The 17,662-nt window shown below is 64.4% G+C and carries 12 protein-coding genes; 7 read left to right on the forward strand and 5 right to left on the reverse strand.

What is annotated here, in order from left to right; genetic code table 11:
• Positions 1–21 precede the first annotated feature (21 nt).
• Together J2X57_RS00815 and J2X57_RS00820 are read right to left on the reverse strand one after the other, a co-directional pair.
• Entirely contained in the window at positions 22–300 is a 279-nt protein-coding gene (locus J2X57_RS00815) for an EF-hand domain-containing protein (protein WP_309862650.1), read from the reverse strand.
• A gap of 102 nt (positions 301–402) precedes the next feature.
• Complete coding sequence (locus J2X57_RS00820; protein WP_309862653.1) at positions 403–1,374, reverse strand: helix-turn-helix transcriptional regulator; 972 nt, start codon at positions 1,372–1,374, stop codon at positions 403–405.
• Between J2X57_RS00820 and J2X57_RS00825 the strand changes: the two genes are divergently transcribed.
• From J2X57_RS00825 to J2X57_RS00850, 6 genes are all read left to right on the forward strand, one after another.
• Positions 1,373–2,059 carry a class I SAM-dependent methyltransferase gene (locus tag J2X57_RS00825; RefSeq protein ID WP_309862655.1) on the forward strand — a complete coding sequence of 229 codons (687 nt, stop codon included), beginning with the start codon at positions 1,373–1,375 and terminating at the stop codon, positions 2,057–2,059. The genes J2X57_RS00820 and J2X57_RS00825 overlap by 2 nt on opposite strands.
• Before the next feature lie 38 nt (positions 2,060–2,097).
• Entirely contained in the window at positions 2,098–2,772 is a 675-nt protein-coding gene (locus J2X57_RS00830; RefSeq protein ID WP_309862658.1) for a siderophore-interacting protein, read from the forward strand.
• Between the two features lie 145 nt (positions 2,773–2,917).
• Complete coding sequence (locus tag J2X57_RS00835; protein ID WP_343218460.1) at positions 2,918–3,766, forward strand: glyoxalase; 849 nt, start codon at positions 2,918–2,920, stop codon at positions 3,764–3,766.
• A 194-nt stretch (positions 3,767–3,960) separates the two neighbouring features.
• The gene (locus J2X57_RS00840; protein ID WP_309862662.1) at positions 3,961–7,413 is read left to right on the forward strand and encodes a response regulator; all 3,453 of its coding nucleotides are present in this window, start codon (positions 3,961–3,963) and stop codon (positions 7,411–7,413) included.
• A 14-nt stretch (positions 7,414–7,427) separates the two neighbouring features.
• Positions 7,428–8,258 (forward strand): CheR family methyltransferase, encoded by an 831-nt coding sequence (locus J2X57_RS00845; protein WP_079520339.1) that lies wholly within the window; start codon positions 7,428–7,430, stop codon positions 8,256–8,258.
• Positions 8,259–8,274: 16 nt separating this feature from the next.
• Complete coding sequence (locus J2X57_RS00850) at positions 8,275–9,840, forward strand: response regulator (protein WP_309862663.1); 1,566 nt, start codon at positions 8,275–8,277, stop codon at positions 9,838–9,840.
• Positions 9,841–9,914: 74 nt separating this feature from the next.
• Here J2X57_RS00850 and J2X57_RS00855 read toward each other — a convergent pair whose 3' ends face one another.
• The 3 genes from J2X57_RS00855 to J2X57_RS00865 form a co-directional block, all read right to left on the reverse strand.
• Positions 9,915–12,896 (reverse strand): TonB-dependent receptor, encoded by a 2,982-nt coding sequence (locus J2X57_RS00855; protein WP_309864337.1) that lies wholly within the window; start codon positions 12,894–12,896, stop codon positions 9,915–9,917.
• 66 nt (positions 12,897–12,962) lie between these two features.
• Complete coding sequence (locus J2X57_RS00860; protein ID WP_309862666.1) at positions 12,963–15,335, reverse strand: TonB-dependent receptor; 2,373 nt, start codon at positions 15,333–15,335, stop codon at positions 12,963–12,965.
• Positions 15,336–15,655: 320 nt separating this feature from the next.
• The gene (locus tag J2X57_RS00865; RefSeq protein WP_309862668.1) at positions 15,656–16,855 is read right to left on the reverse strand and encodes an MFS transporter; all 1,200 of its coding nucleotides are present in this window, start codon (positions 16,853–16,855) and stop codon (positions 15,656–15,658) included.
• Positions 16,856–16,956: 101 nt separating this feature from the next.
• Between J2X57_RS00865 and J2X57_RS00870 the strand changes: the two genes are divergently transcribed.
• Positions 16,957–17,541 carry a TetR/AcrR family transcriptional regulator gene (locus tag J2X57_RS00870; protein WP_309862670.1) on the forward strand — a complete coding sequence of 195 codons (585 nt, stop codon included), beginning with the start codon at positions 16,957–16,959 and terminating at the stop codon, positions 17,539–17,541.
• The last annotated feature ends 121 nt before the right edge of the window (positions 17,542–17,662 follow it).

Here is a 17,662-nt window from a genome sequence, read left to right on the forward strand (position 1 = left end):
CGGAGGAAGATCGCCGGCTTTTCAGCTGCCCATGCGGGAGCGGATGGCCGACTGAATCTGCTCCAGCGTGATGTAACCGCGATGCTCGCTGTCGATGTCGTCGAAGTGCTCGGCGATGCGCGGCATACCCGCTTTCGCCTCGTCCCGGGTCAGTTTGCCATCGCGGTCCTTGTCCGCCTGGTTGAAACGCTGTGTCAGCTGGGCCATGGCCTGCTGCGCGCGACCGTCGGCTTCCTGGGGCGAAGCGATGGCGAAGGTCGGGACAATCATCAGGCAGGCGGTTACGTAGAGGTATCGCATATCGGCTCCTCGGGACGTGGCGGTATGCCTCGTCGTCGGGAGCAGGTTAGTCACCGGGTGCGTTGCGTATGTGTCGGAAGCGGCGAAACTTGTTTCAAAACGTTACCGGCGCTCAGCCATGTATCGCCCCGGGGACGTTCCCAGCGCCTTGCGGAACATGGTCACGAAACTACCGGCGCTTTCATAGCCCAGCCGCTCCGCGACGCTCTGAACGGTCGATCCCGTGCCAAGCCACCTGACGGCCAGCATCAGGTGGATCTGCTGGCGCCAGCGGCCAAAGCTCATGCCGGTTTCCCGGGGAAGGATGCGGGCCATGGTTCGTTCGCTGAGTCCGGCGCGAGCGGCCCAGCTATGCATCGTGCCGCGGTCGGCGGGCGCGGCCATGATCATCGTCGCGATTTTGCGCAAGCGGGCGTCCGTGGGCATAGGCAGGTGGAGGTTGCCTGTCGGCATCGCCGCGATTTCGTCCAGCAGCAGCGTTACGACGTGCGATTCGATCCCGCCCTCGGGATAGAGCAGGGGGAAGCTCGCCGAGCGGATCATGAGCTCGCGCAGGAGCGGGGAGACCGCGATGGAGCAGCATTCGGCCGGCATGTTCGCCGTCACCGCCGGATCGATGAAGAGCGTATAGCCTTCGAGTCGGCCGGCGATCGTGATGTTGTGCAGCACGCCCCCGGGTACCCAGATGGCGTGCTGGGGCGGCACCGTCCAGAGGCCGCTCTCGACTTCGCAACTGGCGATGCCGCGCACCAGCATCATGAGTTGCGCCTTCCGGTGCCGATGAAAATCGGTCTCGATCGGGCTCAGGTTCTCGGCGACGACACCGAACGTGATGGCGGGCCGGGGAACGTCATCGGGTTCGATCCATTCGGCATTCTCGGCGCCGGGCGTGGGCGAGTCGGTAAGGATCGGCATGCGATGGACTTGTGTCCGGTCCGGGTGGCGGTGGCAGGAATTCCAAACATTCTGGCGTTCTTGCGCAATGGCAGCAAGCTCGCCGCGGCCTAGGCTGTCCGTCCATTGCTGCCGGACTCGCCGGCAGCAGCTCACCCTCATCCGGAGAACCGGCAGCATGGAATCCTTGAGCACGGGGCGTGTCGCTGACACGCTGGCACGTCTTTTCGCGGAAGCGGAGCTGGCGGATCGCCCTCTGATGGAGCGGTTTGCGGAGGTCGAGATCGACGATGCGTTCTTCGCGCAGCAGATCGCGCTGGAGCAAGACGACCTGCGCGGCGTCTACCAGGGTTACGCGGAAAACTTCCTCAACGTGGCGCCTGAATACGGACGCTTTCTCTATCAGTGTGCGCGTGCCGGCCGAGCCACCCGCATCGTCGAATTCGGGACATCGATGGGCGTATCGGCTATTTATCTGGCCGCCGCCTTGCGCGACATGGGTGGCGGTCAGCTGGTGGGCAGTGAGATCGAGCCGGCCAAGGCCGAGCGAGCGCGTGCGAATCTTGCATCCGCCGGACTCGCGGAGTTCGTCGATATCCGGGTCGGCGATGCGCGCGAGACGCTGTTGGACGTGGGTGGCCCGATCGACATGGTGCTGCTCGATGGCGCCTTCAGCCTCTATCTGCCGATACTCAAACTGCTCGAACCTCATCTGACGTCGGGGGCGGTCATACTGGCGGAGAACGCCTTCGATCACGGCAACGACTACCTCGACTATGTGCGCGATCCGACGCATGGCTACCTGTCACAGCCCATCCCGGTGAGCGAAGGGCGGGGCAACGAATATTCGGTGTTCGTGCGATGACGGGGCAGCCCGGGCGGTTCGGGAAGACGCTGACCCGCATGTTCATGAAGCAGGCGCAGGTGACCGCAGTCGAGACCCTTGCGGGCGGATTCCATTTGATTTCGCTGCAGAGCGACGCCTTCAGAGACGTGGCGTGGGCACCCGGGCAGAAAGTGCAGGTCGCCATGGGATCCGCGTTCACGGCCCGAACCTTCACGCCCGTCGACTGGAATGCGATATTGGGAAGAACGAGGATCGTGGGCTACGCGCACGGACACGGGCCTGGCTCTCAGTGGCTTCGGAGTGTAAAGCCAGGTGCGCCATGCGATGTTTTCGGCCCTCGTGCATCCCTCGATCTGAGCGGTATGCAAGGCGAGCCCGTGGTATTCGGTGACGAAACCTCGATGGGTCTGGTGTATGCCCTTGCCGAGCGGTTCCCCCATCAGAAACTGCGCGGCATCCTGGAGGTCAGTCACGCAGCCCGTGCCGGTGAGGTCATCGCCCGGCTGGCGCTCGAGGGCGTGGAAATTCACGAGCGTTTGCCGGACGACGCCCATTTCCCGGCCGTAGAGCGCCGCTTCGCCGCGCTGGCCCCCACACCGGCCAGCTTTGTTCTTACGGGCAAGGCGACATCGATACAGCACGCCAGCCGCGCGCTGAAGGCACTGGGTGTGTCTCGGGCGCGCATGACGTCTAAGGCGTATTGGTCCCCCGGTAAAACGGGCCTCGACTGACGTTGGCGAATTCAATCGCACGGCGTCCTCGTGCGATAGCGGGATGCTGGAATCGTGTGTGGAGCAGGACGCAGAATGAGGTCTTCGTGCCTTCTGCGACTCGCCCCCGGAATCCATCATGCGATCACACGTTCTTCTTGCCGCCATGGCCCTGTTCGTCGCTCCAGCCTCGTTCGCCGCGACGCAGGATTATTCGGTCGGGCCGCAATATGACACGACGCACGTCTATGTGGCCCCCGGCGACGTCGACGCGTTCGTGCGCAGTTTTGCCGCGACGTTCGGCGGTCAGTCCACGCCGCAAGCCGTCGTCACGGTCACTCCGACGCCATCGTCGACGTCATCTCAGCTGGTGAAGAGCCCCGTGGGCGCTATCTCCGTATTCGGCTTCCGCACACCGGTGCCGTATCCGTTCGGGCTGGAGCGCACGGGTTATCTGGTGACCGATCTGGATGAGGCGGTCAGGGCGGCCAATCATGCAGGCGCCGCTACGCTGGTGGCGCCCTTCGATGATCCCATCGGTCGCGACGCGGTGGTGACGTGGCCGGGCGGCGTGAACATGCAGCTCTACTGGCACACGAAGAAATCCGAATACGCCCCACTGGCGCACGTGCCCGAGAACCGCATCTATCTGCCGGTGCAGTCGGCTGACGTTTTCGTCAAGGCGTTCGTCGCTTTCGCGCATGGCAAGGTCGTATCGGACGAGCGTGCCGCTCCGGTGGCGGATATCGGCGGCAAGAGCGGCGTGTTCCGTCGTATCCGTATCGAATCGGGCTACGGCAAGGCGACTGTGCTGGTGACGGATGGGCACCTCGACTGGCCCTATGGCGCGGAAACCACGGGCTACGAGGTCGGCGATCTGGACGCGACGCTGGCACGTGCGCGCGACAATGGCGTAAAGATCCTGGTCGACATCCATGCGGAAAGGGATCGCCGCGCCGCGATGCTGCAGTTCCCTGGCGGCTACGTCGCGGAAGTGCACAGCGCTTCCAGGTGATCGGGTGCCCGCGATTCGACGGGGTAACATGCCAAGGCCATGACGACTTCCGGATGGATCGTCGTGAAGAGGGTGTGAAAAATGACCTCTCGAATCGCTTGCACACCGGCGCTTTGGCAACACATGGTGGGCGAGACTGGCGGGACCGTCATGATATCTTAGGCAGCTAACAGGGCGGCTTTGGACAGGGCGGTATGACTTCTCAGGTTTCCGGCGCATCGCGCTCACGCGCGGTGGACCAGCGCACATCGCTGGCACTTATCGTCGTCATCGTATTTTTCCTCGTGACGGGTCTGCTTGCCTGGCAGAACATCCGGAGCATCCGCGACAACAACGAGAAAGTCATTCACTCCCAGCAGACCGTCACGGCGCTGAGTGAGATCCTTTCCAGCGCGCAGGATGCGGAGACCGGACAGCGTGGGTTCCTGCTCACCGGCAACGATCGCTACCTCGAGCCCTATCGCGCGGCTGTCGCGGGCGTACCCGCCCGACTCGACACCGTGCGCGAAGCCCTCAGGGACAATCCGGCGCAGCTTGCGCGGCTGAAGGAAGTCGGCGCCCGCCTGGGCGACAAGTTCGCGGAACTGAAAACCACGATCGAGCTGCGTCAGACGCAGGGCTTCGATGCGGCCGTGGCGGTGGTCAACAGCGACCGGGGCAAGGCCGCGATGGATGCCATCCGGTCGCAGCTGGGCACCATGCAGACGGAAGAGCTGGCACTGCGCGACAAGCGTGTCGCAGAAATGACCTCCGCGTACAGCAGTGCGCTCACCAGCGGTATCCTCAGCGCGCTGCTCGGCGTCGCGCTGACGGTGGTCGTGGGCGTGCTGATCCGTAATGCCTCGCGGGCGCGTCAGCGCAGTGAGTGGCTGCAGGCCGGCCAGCTGGAACTCGCCAGCGTGATGCGCGGTGACCAGGGCACCGACGAACTGGGTGCGAACGTTCTCGCCTTCCTGGCCCGCTTCCTCAATGCGCAAGCCGGCGCATTGTTCGTCAATGCCGCGACGTTCTTCGAGCGGATCGGTGTGTACGGGCTTGCGCCAGGGCATGACACGGTCGAGCGTTTCCTGCCCACCGAGGGCTTGCTCGGCCAGGCGGCGGCGGAACAGCGCATGCTGGTGGTCAATGACGTGCCGGACGGTTATCTCTCCGTCGGCTCGGCACTGGGCAAGGAAAAGCCCCGCCAGCTCGTGATGCTGCCCGTCCTGGTGGACGGTGAGGTCAACGGCGTACTGGAACTCGGGTTCTTCCGTCCGATCGACGATGACGCGCTGACGCTGCTCGACGAGGTGGCCTCGGATATCGGCGTTGCGCTGCGGTCGGCGACCTACCGTGCCGAGTTGAGCCGCCTGCTCGAAGAAACGCGGCGGCAGTCGGATTCGCTGCAGCACCAGAGCGAAGAGCTGCGCGCGTCCAACGAAGAGCTGGAAGAGCAGAGCCGCGCGCTCAAGCAGTCCCAGCACGAGCTCGAACAGCAGCAGGCGGAACTCGAACAGACCAACGCCCATCTCGAAGAACAAGCCAGCCAGCTTGAAGTGCAGCGCGACGACCTCTACCGCGCCAACGAACAGATCGAAGCCAAGGCGGAGGAAGTCCAGCGTGCCAGCCGCTACAAGTCGGACTTCCTGGCCAACATGTCGCACGAATTGCGGACGCCGCTGAACTCCGCCCTCATCCTGTCCAAGCTGCTCGCGGACAATCCGCGCGGCAATCTGACCGAGGAGCAGGTGAAGTTCGCCCGTACCATCCACTCCTCGGGCAACGACCTGCTCACGCTGATCAACGACATCCTCGACCTGTCGAAGATCGAGGCGGGCCATATCGCCATCCAGCCGGAGCCGTTCGCGGTCGACCGCATGGTCAATGGCCTCATCCCGGGTTTCCAGCCGATCGCCGAACAGAAGGGGTTGTCCTTCGAAGTGACGATGTCGCCGGGTTGTCCGGCTGTGCTGGATACGGATCGTCAGCGCCTGGAGCAGATCCTGCGCAACCTGTTGTCCAATGCGTTCAAGTTCACGGAAGAGGGCGGCGTACGCGTCGACGTATCGGCCGGTACGCAGGGCGATGTCGTCTTCACGGTCAGCGACACCGGTATCGGCATTCCCATCGAGCAGCAACGGCGTATCTTCGATGCGTTCCAGCAGGCCGATGGCACCATCAGCCGCAAATACGGCGGCACGGGCCTCGGCCTGTCGATCTCGGTCGAGCTTTCGCGGCTTTTGGGCGGCGGCATCACCGTGGAGAGCGAAGTCGGGCAGGGCAGCACATTCATCCTGACCCTGCCACTCAGCATCGCCGATGCCGGTGTCGACGCCGCCGCCAGCAGCGCGTCACCGGCGCGTCCTCGCATCGCCGCGTCGGGCCAGGGTCATGCTCCGCCGCCTCGTGTCGAACCCCCCGCTCCCGCGCCGGCCATCGTTCCGCGCATCCCCGACGATCGCGAAGACGAGGCCGATAACCGCCGCGTCATCCTGGTCATCGAAGACGACGAGGCCTTCGCGAGGATCGTGCTGGATCTGGTTCGCGAGATGAACTTCCGCGGCCTGGTGGCTACCAGCGCGCAGGAAGCGCTGGCGCTGGCGAGGAAGTTCCTCCCGCATGCCATCGTGCTGGACGTCGGCCTGCCGGATCAGTCGGGCCTCTCCGTGCTCGACATCCTCAAGCGCGACGTGCGCACGCGCCATATTCCGATCCATGTCGTGTCCGCGGAGGACCATTCGCACGCGGCGTTGTCGATGGGCGCCATCGGCTACCTGATCAAGCCGGTGCGCCGCCCCCAGCTGGTCGAAGTCCTGGACAAGCTGGACGCCCGTCTGTCTCGCGACGTGCGACGTGTCCTCGTGGTCGAGGACGACGACGTGCAGCGCGACGCCATCCGCAGTCTGCTTTCGACGGCGGACGTCGAAACCGTGGACGCGGGCACGGCGGCCGAATGCCTGGAGCTGCTCAAGAGCCAGACCTTCGACTGCATGGTGCTCGACCTCTCCCTGCCGGACGCGTCGGGTCTGGCCTTGCTGGAAACGCTCAGCGCCGAAGGCATCTACGCCTTCCCGCCGGTCATCGTCTATACCGGGCGCGACCTCACGGCGGAAGAAGAGTCGCGCCTGCGCGTCTATTCCCGCTCGATCATCATCAAGGGCGCCAAATCGCCCGAGCGTCTGCTCGACGAGGTGTCGCTGTTCCTGCACCAGGTCGTGACCGATCTGCCGGCCGAGCACCAGCGCATGATCCAGGAAGCCCAGCACCGCGACGCCGTGCTGGAAGGCCGCCGCATTCTGGTCGTTGAGGACGACGTGCGTAACGTCTACGCGCTGATCAATATCCTCGAGCCGCGCGGATGCGTCCTCACGGTCGCACGCAACGGCAAGGAGGCGATCGAGGCGCTGAACAAGGCGGCGGATGTCGACGGACAGCCGATGGACCTCGTGCTGATGGACGTGATGATGCCGGTCATGGATGGCCTGACCGCGACGCGTCATATCCGTAGCGACTTCCGCTGGAAGAAGCTGCCGATCATCACCCTGACCGCCAAGGCGATGCCGGACGATCAGGAAACCTGCCTGGCGGCGGGGGCCAGCGACTACATGGCCAAGCCGCTCGACGTCGACAAGCTCCTGTCTCTGGTCCGTGTGTGGCTGGCGCGATGATTTCGCCCGTGGAAATGACCGATCGCGTCGAGGCGATCGAGATCGACCTTCTGCTGGAGGCGCTGTACCAGCGCTTTCACTACGATTTTCGCGGTTACTCCAAGGCGTCGGTCAAGCGGCGCCTGAAGCAGCTGCGCGAAAGGCTGAGCTATCGCACCTATTCGGCGATGCTGGAAGGCCTGCTTCACGACCCCTCGGTCGTGCCGCAGGTGATCAGCTACCTCACCGTCCAGGTCAGCGAGATGTTCCGCGATCCGTCGTACTTCCGCGCGCTGCGGGAGCATGTCGTGCCGCACCTGCGTACCTATCCCTCGCTGAAAGTCTGGGTCGCCGGCTGCAGCAGCGGTGAAGAACTCTACTCGCTGGCCATCCTGTTCCGGGAAGAAGGGCTCGAGCAGCGCACGATGTTCTATGCGACCGATATCAATCCGGGTGCCCTCGAGGCCGCGTCGGCCGGCGTCTACAACCTGGACCGGATTCGCGGGTTTACCGAGAACCACCAGCAATCGGGCGGCCGGTCCTCGCTGTCCGACTACTACACGACCGGATACGGCAAGGCGACGTTCGATCGCAGCCTGCGCGAACGCGTGGTGTTCTCGGACCACAGCCTGGTCACCGATGCGGTCTTCGGGGAGATGCACCTCATCTCGTGCCGCAACGTGCTCATCTATTTCGACAACACGCTTCAGGATCGTACGCTGAAGTTATTCAACGACTCCCTCATTCGCAGGGGATTCCTGGGGCTCGGGTCCAAGGAGAGCATCCGCTTCTCCAGTCAGGCCGCCGCGTTCCAGGATTTCGTGCAGGGCGAGAGGATTTACCAGAAGACTTCCGACGATGCTTAAAGACACAAGTACCGCAATGAGCCCGGTTTATTTCCTGCTCGTCGACGACCTCGAGGACAATCTCCTCTCGCTGGAAGCGCTGCTCCGGCGCGAAAACCTCGTCCTGCTCAAGGCGCGCTCCGGCGAGGAGGCACTCGAGCTTTTGCTGGTTCACGACGTGGCGCTGGGCCTGCTCGACGTGCAGATGCCCGGCATGGATGGTTTCGAGCTTGCCGAGCTGATGCGCGGCAACGATCGCACTCGGCATGTGCCGATCATCTTCCTGACGGCGAGCACGGCGGACAACCAGAGAAAGTTTCGTGGATACGAGGCCGGTGCGGTCGATTTCATCCAGAAGCCGATCGAGTGGGACATCCTGCGCAGCAAGGCCAACGTGTTCTTCGACCTCTACCGTCAGAAGCAGCAGATCGCCGACCAGCGCGACCGGCTCGAAGCCTATGCCGAGACCCTGACGCGTTCGGACCGCTACAAGGATCAGTTCCTGGCGATCCTGGCGCACGAGCTGCGCAATCCGCTGACCCCCTTGCGCATGGGACTCGACGTGCTTCGTGGGCATCCCGCGCGGGAGCGCACCGAACAGATTCACGGCGTGATGGATCGGCAGCTGGTGCATCTCGTACGGCTGGTCGACGACCTGCTCGACGTATCCCGCGTGAGCCAGGGGAAGATCGCGCTGCAGCGGACGAAAGTGCGGATCGCCGACATTGTCGAGGCCGCGCTCGAGGCAAGTCAGCCCTTCGTGGATGGGGGCAAGCACGCCCTGCGGGTCGACGTCGCCGATACCCCCATGTGGATCAACGGCGACAAGACGCGACTGACCCAGATCGTCGGCAACCTGCTGAACAATGCGGCCAAGTACACGCCGACCGGCGGCTCGCTCGCCGTGGATGCCACCCGTGAGGGTGACGAGGCGGTGATCGTGGTGTCCGACAACGGCATGGGCATCCCTCCGGCCATGCAGGCGAATATCTTCGAGCTCTTTACACAGGTCGGTGAGCACCTGACCCGTTCACAGGGCGGGCTCGGTATCGGCCTTGCGCTGGTGAAGCAGCTGGTCGGCATGCACGAGGGATCGATCTCGGTCAGTAGCGAAGGCGAGAACCAAGGCAGTCGCTTCACCGTTCGCCTGCCGCTTCTGCCGATCGGGCAGCCGGCTGACCGCGTCCTGTCGTCGGACGACCGGGGCGCGAACGACGAGCGCCTCAAGGTCCTCGTCATCGACGACAACGTGGATGTCGCCGAGACGATCGGCTGGTTGCTTCAGGAGATGGGCCACGAACACCATGTGGTGCTGGATGCACGGCTGGCCCTCGACGCGGCGCACGCGTTTCAGCCCGACGTGGTCCTGCTGGACGTCGGCATGCCGACGATGAGCGGCTACGACGTCTGCCGCGCATTCCGTCAGGATGCCTTGCTGAAGCACCTTCCGATCATTGCCCAGACGGGCTGGGGTCAGGCCAACGATAAGGCGGCTACCGCCGAAGCCGGCTTCAACCATCACCTCGTCAAGCCGGTCGGCGCCGTCGATTTGCGGGATGCACTCGCGCTGGTGACCGACCCGGCCCGGAACGTCGTGGTGTAGGACCGTGCCTGCGCGCGAAACCGTGTGGACCGGGTTTCGCGAGCAGGCGCGATCCTGCATGGCGCCCTTTGCTGCTAGTAGTCATAGCTCACGCTGAGGCGCACATAACGCGGCACCTGCCTGACGACCGCCTGACCGTACTGTGGATCGGCCACGCCAGGGTCCGTCTGCGAGTACGGATACCTGTTCAGCGGCCGCTGCTCGTTGAAAGCGTTGAACACGCTGGCGGTGAAGGCAAGCTTGCCTTCGCCGAACGCCGGTTTGTAGGTCGTTCCCAGATCGAGCTGGCGGATCCACGGCAAGCGGCCCTGCTTGCCGGGCGGTGACGCGACGCCGTCGCAGTAATGGTATGACCCGCCGTACTTGCCCGGATCCGTATCGTCGGGGCCGTAATAGCCCAGGCAGATTTTCGGCGATCCTGAGGTGAGGCTCAGGTTGGCCGATACGAGCCATTCGGGGGTCAGCTGGTAATAGCCATACCATTTCAGCTGATGCGTGTGGTCGTTGTTCGTCGGGCCGTTGGTGTTTTCCATGATGTAGCTGTTGTCCCAGTCCTCGCTGGTGGACGCCGCCGTCTGCTGGAGATCGGAACGGAGCTGCCCCTCGGTGTTGCCGTAGCTGCGCGAGAACACGTAGTCGACCTTGCCGTACCAGCGACCGTCGAACGGATGCTCGAGGAAGCCTTCGAGCGAGTAGTAGCGACGCTTCAGTCCCTGAAAGCCCAGCTCGTTGTTGCTCAGCGGTACGCTGACGAGCCGGCCGGAGGCGTCGCTCACATTGAACGTATTGGCCCGGCCCGGATTGAACAGGTAGCAGCTGTTGGTGGTGGTCACGTCGTAACCCAGTTCCGCCGCCTTGGCGACGATGCGATCGGTATCGCAGTAATCGTCGATGGCGCTGCGCAGAATCCGCTGCGTAAGCTTCGCCCCGTAGACCCAGTCGTGCCCCAGCGTCCTGGTAAAGCCGAGAATGAACTCGTCCTGATACTCGGACTTGAGGTTGCTGGCGGTCACGGTGCGTGGATCGGGCAGCACGCCGTAGTAGTTGTTCGACGATACCGGCTGCGAGAACGAGGTCAGCCCGGTCGGCAGGCCCTGCGCATCGATACCGCCATAGGTAAAGTACTGCGAGGTACTGAGCGATGCGCCAGCGGCGTTGAGGCCTGGGTTCAGCGGCAGGCCGAGGTAGTAGCGCCCCGCGTTGCCGTACACCTTGAAACTGGAATCGCCGTTCACGTCCCAGCTGAAGCCCAGACGCGGTGCCCACTGAGGACGATGCTGCGTGACATAGGCATCGCCGTCGCGGTTGTAGTTCTCGAACTGGTCGTTACGCAGGCCCAGCGACAGCAACCACCGATCGTTGACCTGCCACTTGTCCTCGACGTACTGGGCCCTCTGGTCGGCGCGCACGCTCGCGAGCGAACTCACGACGTGGCGTACGACGTAGTAGCCGCCCTGGCCGTTGACGACGCCGCCCGTGGCCGGCACACCGAGACCGGTGGAGATCGGCGTATCGGGATCGGCCTGGCCGTAAGTCCAGTAATAGCCAGGGCCCGAGGCCTCGGACCCCTGATCGAGAGCTTTCGTTACCTGGTTGTCGATACCGGCGCTCAGGGTGTGATCGCCCAGCACATACGTGATGTCGAACCGTGTGTTGGTGCTGCGTGTACCTCGGCCCGGGTTCGTGAGCGTCGCGAGCGTCTGGTTGTTGCCGATCGGCGAGCCGCCGTTGAGCGCCGGGTTCTGGTTGATCAGTCCGCTCGCGTAGGTCAGGCTTTCGTCGTACGAGCCCGGCTGGTCGTACTGGTTGAGCTTCATCTTGCCGTAGAGCGCGGAGACGGTCAGGTTGTCGGTGATATAACCGGTGTATTTGCCGGACCATACGTCACCACCGGTCTTGATGTTGTCGTCGGCGCCAATGCGCTGACCACGGCTGAGTGCGGAGTAGTCGTAATCGTAGATGGTGCCCTGCGTCTCCCGCTTGCTGGAGGCACTGGTGAACTCGAGGATGTGATTGTCGGTGATGTTCCAGTCGATCTTGCCGTACCAGCTTGGCGAGCCGTAGCGGTACTGTACATCGGGTTTCGTGCTATCCACGGCGTTATGTGTCGAGCCTTGCTCGCGCGTGAACTCACCTGCGAGGAAGAAGAACAGCTTGTCCTTGATCAGCGGGCCGCCGACGTAGCTGCTGACCGTGGTGATCCAGTCGCGGTCCTGCCGTCCAGGCTGGTAAAGGCTGCCGGCGACGGGCGAGGAAGGCAGGCCGTTGGTGTAATAGGTGTTCGCCGTTTCCGAACGCGCAAACGCCGGTTCCCAGAGCACCTGTCCGCCGAAATGCCACTCGTTGGTACCGCGCTTTCCCACCTGGTTGATGACACCGCCGTCGGAACGTCCGTACTGGGCGCTGTAACCGCCCGTGTAGACTTCCTGCTGATCGATCGCTCCGTAGGGCAGGGAGATACCACCGAGTCCGCGCTGTGGATCGGTCACGTTATAGCCGTTGATGTAGTACGCGTTCTCGCTGGCGGCGGAGCCACCGAAGCTGTTCAACGACGCGCCCGTCGGCCCGGTATAACCGCCGGCATTGGAGATCACGCCGGGAGCGAGCCGGGCGATTTCGTCGGCGTTGCGAGCCAGCGGAAGCTTCGAGAGCTGATCGGCGTTGATCACCGTGCGCGAATCCACGGCGGTCACGTCGATGTCCGGAAGCCGCGAGGCGTCGACCTTGACGCCTTCGAGGTCGGAGGTCGCCGCACCGAACGAGACATCCGTCGACGCGCCCACGCGAAGGCCGATGTCCTTGCGCGTTTCCACATCGGCGCCGTTGCGCCGCAGTGTCACCGAGTAAGTGCCCAGCGGCAGCTGGCTCGCGCTGTAACGTCCCTTCGCGTCGACACCGACTTCGCGGGTCAATCCATTGCCGCCCTGTACGACGACCGTCGTACCTTGCGCGTCGTTCACCTGGCCTGAAATGGCACCGGTGGTTGACTGCGCCCATGCCCCATGGTTACCGATCGCCGCGATCAGCGCCGCCGCCAGCAAGTGCCGGCGCATCATGATTCTGGATTGCACGTTCTAGCGTCCCCTGAGTGGTCTGAAAGCCTCTGTAGGCCCGGAAAACGGTCACCAGCGATAGGCGACACGCGTGTACAGATACCGTCCGCTGTAGCCGAACGGCGAGTAATCGGGATACGGCCAGGTGCCTCCCACGGCACCGTCGCTGCCGCTCTTGTATTTCCGCGGGTAGACGTTGGTAAGGTTGTCGACGCCTGCGGTGAAGGTCCATCCATGCGTCGCGTAGCTCGTGGAGAGATCGAGCAGCCAGCGCGCCGGAAACACCTGGTCGAATCCGGGGTTGCTCACCGGATCCTGGTTGACGGCGAACTGGCCGTAGCGGGTGAGCGCGCTGTGGACACTCCATTTACCCAGCGCGTAGTCGGCGCCAAGGGCGATCTTGTCGCGTGGCGCGCCGTTGGTGATGTAGCCCTGCGCGATGTGCCCGACGCGCACCAGTTCCAGCCCGCTCTCGGCCAGCGACGCGGGATTCGGCGCCACGGACAGGATCGAAGTGTGGTTGCGGTTGTAAGCCGCCGTGAGCTGCAGCTTGCCCGCGTTGCCGAAGTCGATGCGATAGCCGCTGCTCAGGTCGATGCCCCGGGTGCGCGTCTTCAGGGCATTGGTGAAGTAGCTCCCGCCCTGGATGTTGGCGAAACCTTGTCCCTCCAGGTATGCCTGCACCGGGTCGCCGACGAGGTTCTCCGATGGCACGATACGGTTACCGATGGTGATCTGGTACAGGTCGAGTGACAGCGTCCAGGTCCCCGGCGCATACACGGCACCCAGCGTGTAGTTATGCGACTTCTCCAGCTTCAGTGGCTCGGCGCCCAGCGCGCGCGCCACCGGGTCGCTCACCGCGAAGTTTCGGATCTGCGTCGGCACACCGCCGATCACATTGGTCGACGTGGTGGTGTAGTACTGCTGAGGAAGCGATGGGGCGCGGAAGCCGGTCGCCGCCGTGCCGCGCAGCGCGAAGCTGTCCGTGAAGTCGTATCGCGCGGACAGCGTTCCCGATGTGGTATTGCCGAAGTCGCTGTAATCCTCGTGCCGGATCGCCAGCGAACCGCTCAGCTTGTCGGTAATCTGATTCTCCAGGCTGACGTATTCGGCCACGTCGTGGCGGCTGTGCTGTCCCGCATCGGCGGGCTGGAAGCCGGGGAAGCCTTGCGAGCCCGTGCCAAAGTACGACGCCGGGTCGCCAGCCTCGATCTCATATTGCTGGTGCAGGTACTCGAGCCCGAAGGCGAGTGTCACGGGATTATTGAGCCAGCTCACGTCGAGGTCGCGGGCGACGTCGACGTCGAAGGCTTTCTGAGTGGCAATCAGGCGACCTGCGTTGAAGCGGGTGGGGCTCGCGGCACCGAGGTCGACGTTGAGCGTGTGGATCGGGTCGATACTGACGCGGTCGCGTCCGTAGTTGCCGCTGATATCCCAGCGCCATCCACTCGCGGTGGTGCCGCGCACGCCGGCGACGACGGCGCTGTCGATCGAGCGGACATCGTTGAGCGGGAGGTAGCCGCTGGGGTAGATGGAGCGTACGTTGCGTGCGCTGTCGTAGGTGCGGAACAGGGCAGGCGAGGTACCTTCGCGGCTGCTGGTACTGGCGAAAGCGTAGAAGTCGATGTCCGGCGCCAGCGCGTACTGCACGTTGAGCAGCGCCTGATGGGTGCTGATGTCCGGCTCGCCGATGCGCTGCGTCTGCTGGCCGTAAACAGGCGAAGAAGGATCGCGATAGTCGCGGCCGCCACGATTCGTGGCGTCCGCGTGCCCCTGCACGACGCTCAGGCGAGCGAAGCCTTTGTCACCGCCCAGCGGCACGCCAAGGCTTGCCTCACCTTGCCACTGCCTGCCGTCGCCGGCGCTCGATCGTCCCGCGGTGATGCTCGCTTCGTTGGTGCCGTCGCCCGCGGCGCCCTTCAGCACGATGTTGATGACGCCAGCGATGGCGTCCGATCCGTACTGAGCGGACGCACCGTCACGCAGTACTTCGATGTGATCGATCGCCGAGATCGGTATCGAGTTGAGATCGGCCGGTGCCGAGCCACGACCGAGCGCACCCTGCAGATTGAGCAATGCGCTCGTGTGCCAGCGCTTGCCGTTGACGAGCACCAGGGTCTCGTCGGGTGAGAGACCGCGCAGCGCCGCGGGGCGCACGATGCCGGAGCCGTCGTTGCCCGGCGCACGCGGGAAGTTGAGTGACGGAGCGAGGCGCGACAGCACCGCGCCGAGCTGCGTATCGCCGAAGGATTGCAAGTCCTGCGCCGACACCACGTCGATCGGCGAGAGCGAACTGCTCTGGCTCCGGTTGACCGAGCGGGTGCCGGTCACGACCACGGTCTGCAGCCTGGCGGCGTCTTCCTGCGCTTCGGAAACGGGAACGTAGAGACTGGCTGCGATGACGACGGACAGCGACAAGCGCGCGGGCAGGGCATGCCTCATGAATGAATTCCTGGATTTTACGGACGGCGACACGTCAACGCGGCGGCAGGCCGCGCGTGGCACAGTGGGGGCGATCGGAGGGGGTGGGTCCGCCGGTCAGGCGGAAGCGCGCAGGGGCGCTACAGGATCAGGCGAGGCGACAACAGCAACACGCACCGATCGACATGGCGATCGGGTGAGGCGTGTGGGTTGACTGCGGCATGATCAAGATGGGTTTACCTCGAAGGACGTCCAGAAGTCTGGGCGTTTAGAAGTCCGAATGGTGAACCCATGCTGGTGCAGTGCGTTTCGAATGTCAACTAGCCGCAAACGGCGGAGCTTCAGCCGGGGCTGGGTGCGCGAACGTGGCGGCGTTGCAGCACGATCCAGCCGATGGCGGCGGTCGTGAGTACGAGGATGGTCGCGCTGTACAGGTTGACCGCGGCAATCAGTCCTTCGTGCTGCACGACGAAACCCAGAGCGATGGCGGGTGCGCTGAATGACAGGTAGCTCTCGATATAGAACACGCCCATGAGGTGGCTGCGCTCATGCGGCGCGGCGAGGGGGAGTACGGTGCGCAACGAGCCCAGGAAGGCGCTGCCGAATCCCGCGCCCGCCAGCACCGAGCCCGTGAGCAGACCGGTCGTGCTTCCGTGTACCGCCGCCCAGCGGATGCACGCCGTGCCGGCGGCAAGCAACGTGGCACCGGCAAGCAAGGCATGCAGTGCGTGCCGCTTCATCGCCAGCCATACGGCGGCCGCACCGGTCAGCGTCAGCAGGGCCACGCTCGCGCCGCCGAGCCACAGCGAGGAAGAATGCGATGCCTGCGCGATCAGCGTCGGCATGAGTGAGAGGTAGAACGCGCCAAGCATCCACAGCGCGATGTTCAGGGGAGATACCGCCACCAGGGCCGCCCGTGCGCTGGGCGGCACGCTGACTCTGGGGCGCAGGCTGGCAAGAACGCCTGGCCGCCGCACGACCGTTTCGGGGGTGCGCCACGTGAGTACCGCGCAGAGGATCAGGAGCAAACCCATCACGGCATAGACCAACGACAGGGGCGCGGGGGCCAGCTGGGCGAGGGCGGTGCTGCCCAGCGCGCCCGCGGCGAGGCCGACCAGGGGAGCGATGCTGTTGAGATCCGGGCCGCGTCTGGGATCCGTGTCCATCAGGGCCGCGCCGAGCGTGCTGGCGGCGAGGCCGGTCGCCGCGCCCTGGACCGCCCGCGCGAGCAGCAGGGCGGGCGCCGAACCGGCGATGATGAAGAGCAGCATGGTTAGCAATTCCAGTGCGATCGCCATGCCAATGACCGGGCGCCGCCCCAGATGATCGGACAGCCGGGCCCCGGTCAACAGCGCCGCCAGCAAGGCGATCGCGTACATGGCGAACACGGCGGTGAGCCAGGTCGCGGAGAAGTGCCAGGTCTGCTGGTAGACGCGATACAGCGGCGTGGGCGCCGAGGACGCCGCGAAAAACACGAGCAGCGTCAGGCCATGGGTCAGCAGCGCACCGGTCGTGCTGGGTGTCGTACGGGGCGAGGACATGCGATACTTTCCACTAAAGCTAAGAATATGCATTAGTAAGCTACCCCTCCTTTCTCACTAAAGCAAATAAATTGCGTTAGTGCTGGCAGCTTGTAATACCTATGACCGACGTTTCAGACATGCCCGACCCCGCGTCCCGCCCCGGTCCTCGTTCGGGCGGCCGCAGCGCGCGCATCCAGGCCGCCGTCCATGCGGCGGTGCGCGAGCTGCAGGACGATGCGGGCCGCGAAGGTCTCACGGTTCCCGCGATCGCATCGCGCGCCGGGGTGACCGCGTCGACGATCTACCGCCGCTGGGGCGACCTCGGACGGCTTCTTGCCGACGTGGCGGTCGAACAGCTGTGGCCCGAAACACCGCCGGCCGACGAGGGATCGTTCGAGGCGGACCTTCGTGCGTGGCTGGAGCAGTACGTCGACGAGATGACGTCGGTGCCGGGACGAGCGATGCTCCGCGACCTGCTCGGTACACAGGATCACGCGATGGCAGGGAAGTGCCTGACCTTCTGCACGCAGCAGATCGACGTGATCCGCGAGCGAGCGCTCGATCGTGGCGAACATCCCGTCCCCACCATCGACGTCATCGACGGAGTCATCGCCCCGGTGATGTTTCGTATCGTCTTCGCGAACGCGACGCCCGTCCCGGAGGACGTCGACCGCTGGACGCGGACGGCGCTTCAGCCGCGATGACGGTTATCGTCGGCAAGCGCAGCGGATATCCATTCCTGGCGTGAGCCCCTGCGGTCGTGCGCCTGACCGCCAATTTATCGCCGCCGGGCGTGGCACCGAATTTGCTTCACGCTGGCATGGC

Source organism: Luteibacter sp. 1214 (assembly GCF_031455395.1).
In the GTDB taxonomy this organism is placed as follows: domain Bacteria; phylum Pseudomonadota; class Gammaproteobacteria; order Xanthomonadales; family Rhodanobacteraceae; genus Luteibacter; species Luteibacter mycovicinus.